This window comes from Candidatus Benthicola sp. (assembly GCF_058719085.1).
Genome location: NZ_JBZQEK010000181.1, coordinates 1 through 3943, shown reverse-complemented (window position 1 = coordinate 3943; position 3943 = coordinate 1). Strand labels below are relative to the sequence as shown.

Annotated in this window: 4 protein-coding genes; 1 reads left to right on the top strand and 3 read right to left on the bottom strand. The window is 66.2% G+C overall.

What is annotated here, in order from left to right:
* Positions 1-1076 (bottom strand): acyl-CoA dehydrogenase family protein (locus AC36XV_RS12915; RefSeq protein WP_492204098.1); only part of this gene is annotated, 1076 nt, incomplete at its 3' end.
* A 74-nt stretch (positions 1077-1150) separates the two neighbouring features.
* Entirely contained in the window at positions 1151-1876 is a 726-nt protein-coding gene (locus AC36XV_RS12910; RefSeq protein ID WP_492204097.1) for a hypothetical protein, read from the bottom strand.
* Positions 1877-2038: 162 nt separating this feature from the next.
* Between AC36XV_RS12910 and AC36XV_RS12905 the strand changes: the two genes are divergently transcribed.
* Positions 2039-2893, top strand: coding sequence for an aminotransferase class IV (locus tag AC36XV_RS12905; protein WP_492204096.1), 855 nt, complete (start codon positions 2039-2041; stop codon positions 2891-2893).
* 55 nt (positions 2894-2948) lie between these two features.
* Here AC36XV_RS12905 and AC36XV_RS12900 read toward each other — a convergent pair whose 3' ends face one another.
* Entirely contained in the window at positions 2949-3410 is a 462-nt protein-coding gene (locus tag AC36XV_RS12900) for a hypothetical protein (protein ID WP_492204095.1), read from the bottom strand.
* Positions 3411-3943 lie beyond the last annotated feature (533 nt).

The following is a 3943-nucleotide window of genomic DNA, read 5'->3' as shown; positions in this document are numbered from 1 at the left end:
GCATCGCGCATGAACTTCTCGACCGGGTATTCCTTCATGTAGCCGGAGCCACCGTACACCTGGACGGCATCGGTCGTCACCGACATCGCGACGTCAGAGGCGAAGCACTTCGACATCGCCGAGTAGATCGTGGAGCGGTCCTTCGGATTCGCATCGATGTGCCGGGCCGTCGCATAGATGAGCGCCCGGGCCGCCTCGACCTGCATCGCCATGTCGGCGAGCAGGAAGCGCAGCCCCTGGAACGAAGACACCGGAGAGCCGAACTGCTTGCGTGAGATCGACCAGTCGACCGCCAGGTCGAGCGCCCCCTGCGCGATGCCCAGCGCCTGCGCTCCGACCCCGGGCCGGGAAGCGTCGAAGGTCTTCATGGCGGTGATGAAGCCCGTGCCCTCGCGACCGATGAGGTTCTCGACGGGCACGCGGCAATCCTCGAACACCAGCTCACGGGTCGCCGAGGCCCGAATGCCCATCTTGTCTTCCTTCTTTCCGAAGCTGAAGCCCGGCGTCCCCTTCTCGACGACGAGGGCACTGGCTCCGCGAGGACCTTTGTCGGGATTGGTCATCACGACGACCGTGTAGATCTCCGCCTCGCCTCCATTCGTGATCCACTGCTTGAGCCCGTTCAGCACGTAGTGGTCACCGTCCCGCACCGCGGTGGTGCGAATACCGGCCGCGTCCGACCCGGCCTGCGGCTCCGTGAGCGCGAAGGCGGCCAGCTTCTCACCGGTGGCAACCGATGGCAGGAACCGCTGCTTCACTTCGTCGCTGGCCGACACGATGATCGGGAGGGCCCCGAGCGCCGTGCTCGCGAAGGCGAGCGAAATGCCCCCGCAGGCCTTCGAGAGCTCCTCCGTCACCAGCACCATGTTCATGGTTCGCGAGTCGCCCGCGAGTCCTCCGTAGGCCTCGTCGATGAACACTCCGAACAGACCGGCCTCGGCCATCTTCTCGACCACGGGCCACGGGAAGTCTCCGGTGCGGTCGTATTCGGCCGCCACCGGACGGATCTCGTTGTCTGCGATCGTTCGCGCGAGATCCCGGATCATCTCCTGCTCTTCGGTCAGTTGATAGTCCAGCACGGGGGGTCTCCTGTGGGAACGGGCGCAGCCGGGTCGACTCCGCCGCCTCTAGTGTGAATGATCACCTGAGCTCAGGACCAGAGCAGCGGGTGCTGGACCCGGGCCTCGCCGTCTTCGAACAGGACGCGCGCCAGATTCTCGGGAACGAAGTCCGCGAACGAGCCGATCTCGAACCTCCCGTTCAGAGTTCCCGGCCGTGAGAGCTCCAGCAGACGGCGCGTGAGGAGTCGTCCGTCCAGGTTCACATCGACCATCACGACCTTGACCGCGTTCCCCTCGACGGCGGCCGTGAACCCGCCCTCCGGATACAGCCCCTCGAAGGTGTCTGCCAGATTCTGGAGGTCGGTCGCCGCGTCGACCGCATCGTCGGCCTCGAACTCCACCTGCCCGTTCAGCCGCTGCTCCCATTCCGGCGTCGCGAAGCGCACCTCCTCCGACCAGGGCTCCCGGGCCGCGCCCGCATAATCGGGGTGCGCCCACTGAATGTGCATGGCCCCGCCTTCGTCCACGCGGATCCGAACGAGCTGCGTGGCCGGCTCCTCGGTGTGCACGAAGAAGTCGCCCCCCTTGATGACCGCCTGAAGCTCGTGGGGAATCTTGGAGAGGATGCGCACCAGCTCCACCGTGACCGTCGGAAGGATCGGGGCCGTCGAGGGCTGAACGTGCCCGATCTCGATGGCTCCAGACTGCGGGTCGTACTCCAGCCACTCGCCGGGCAGCTTCGCCAGCTGGTGCTGGACGTCGGCCGGCAGCGGTCCGAGAACGACCCGGCCGTGACACCCGGACTGATAGGACATACCTCGCTCCGCCTCGCGGGAACTGGTTCTCGACTGCCTTCGTCGGCCGAAAAAGCCGCTGAAAATCTTACAATCGCGCCGGGAGATGGAAAAGGATAACGTGTGAAGCGGAGGACCCGATGACACCGGGAGTCCGATCCGTCCCTTCCTCGGATGCTTGCCATGCAGACAGCGTACTTCAACGGGGATTACCTGCCGCGCGACGCTGTCCGGGTCTCCCCGGACGATCGCGGCTTCCTCTTCTCGGACGGCGTGTACGAGGTCGTCCGGAGCTACGGGGGTCGCCTGTTCGAGAGCGCGGCCCACCTGAAGAGGCTGGAGCGCAGCCTCCAGGCGATGCGGATTCGTGGGCTGCGCGCGTCCGATTTCGCACCCGTCTTCGATCAGCTCCTCGAGCGGAACGGGCTTTCCGCCGCGGATGCGCTCATCTACCTGCAGGTCACCCGGGGGGTGGCTCCTCGCTCGCACCGTTTCCCCGACCCCCCGGTTCCACCGACGGTGTATGCGTGTGCGTGGGCCTACGCGCCCGCTCACCCGCCGGAAGAGGGGGGCCATGCCATCACGGTGGCGGACCAGCGGTGGGCCCGGTGCGACATCAAGACCATCGGCCTAATCGCGAACTGCATGGCGAACCAGGATGCGCACGAGGCGGCTGCGGTGGAGGCGATCTTCGTCAGGGACGGAATCGCCCTCGAGGGAACGCATTCGAACCTGTTCGTCGTGACCCGGGGGCGCGTCCGTACCGCTCCGCTGACTAACTACGTCCTGCCCGGCGTGACCCGGCGAGTGGTCCTGGAGCTCTGTGCGGAGGCCGGATACGAGGTGGCAGAAGAACCGGTGCTCCTGCACGAGCTGTACTCGGCGGACGAGATCTTCATCGCGGGAACCACCGCGGAAGTGACGCCGATCGTCGGACTCGACGGCCACGCGATCGGGGCCGGGCGGCCGGGTACGTTCGCCCTGGATCTGCTCCGGCGTCTGCGGGAGAGGGCCTCCTCGCCGATACAGGCGGGATGAGAAACCGGCCGGCGGCCCCGCGGTCGCCGGCCGGCCCATCAGGTCCTGCGGGTGATCAGTTAGCGGCCAGATCCAGTCTGGCGGAATAGATCTCGTCGCTGTGCCTGCCGTTGTACTTTATCCAGGTCTGCCACAGATCCATCATCTCGTCGTACCCCTCTTCCCCCTCGTCCGGGAAGGTGGCATCGGCGTACTCGTCGCACGGTGCGCCGCAGGGCTCCTCGATGGCCGCGAGGTCCTTGTACACACGGACCAGGACCACATCCCGCGAGTCCGATCCGTAGTAGTGCTGCAGGACGTAGAAAGCGATGACGTTCGGGTTCAGGCGCTCCATCGGTGCCACCACCTTCTCGACCCATTCCATCACCTTCCCGCGCTCCTCGCCGAGCGGGACCTTGAAGGTCGACATGGTCACGATGCCCGTCTCCGGAGGACCGTCCTCCATGTCCTGGGCTACGACAATCTGCGGGGCCGAAAGAAAGACCAGTGCGGCAAGTCCCACGGCGAACTTCTTCATGTGACGTTCTCCTCGATGTAGTGGGCGGGGCAGCGTATGAACGCGAAGCGCGAGCGCACCGGTGCGGTCGCGCGATGATCCTGTGATCGTATGTCGTCGGAAGCGCACCCGACGGTCCCTCGGAGAACCGATCGAGCACCTGAATGACGGCCCATAGTCGACGGACGGACCGCAGGTGTCAAGGAGGGATGGGGCGAGAAGGTGATCGGTCGAGGGGTGGGGCGGCACCCGTCTCGGCCCCTCCTCGCCCCCGGTGATGAGGTGTTTCGCAGATCGGAACCCGGTACGGCGGTTCCCGCTGTGAGACCGGCGATTCGGGCCCTCCGACGGACCGAACCAGCTCGTTGGCGCGTGCCCTCCTCGAGGCACGGCGGGTCACGTACTTCGGGACCCGAACCTCCCGGTCATCACGGCGTGCACCCTCGGCTCCGCGTGAACGGCCGGGGCCGCGGAGGTCCGCCGGTCGGAAGTGATCCCATCGACATCGTCTCCCACTCGTCTACACTTCCTTCCAGCGGACCGCTGGTGCCGTT

Coding starts and splice junctions, on each gene's coding strand:
- AC36XV_RS12905 (WP_492204096.1), top strand. CDS start 2,039: ATGCAGACAGCGTACTTCAACGGGGATTACCTGCCGCGCGACGCTGTC.
- AC36XV_RS12900 (WP_492204095.1), bottom strand. CDS start 3,410: ATGAAGAAGTTCGCCGTGGGACTTGCCGCACTGGTCTTTCTTTCGGCC.
- AC36XV_RS12910 (WP_492204097.1), bottom strand. CDS start 1,876: ATGTCCTATCAGTCCGGGTGTCACGGCCGGGTCGTTCTCGGACCGCTG.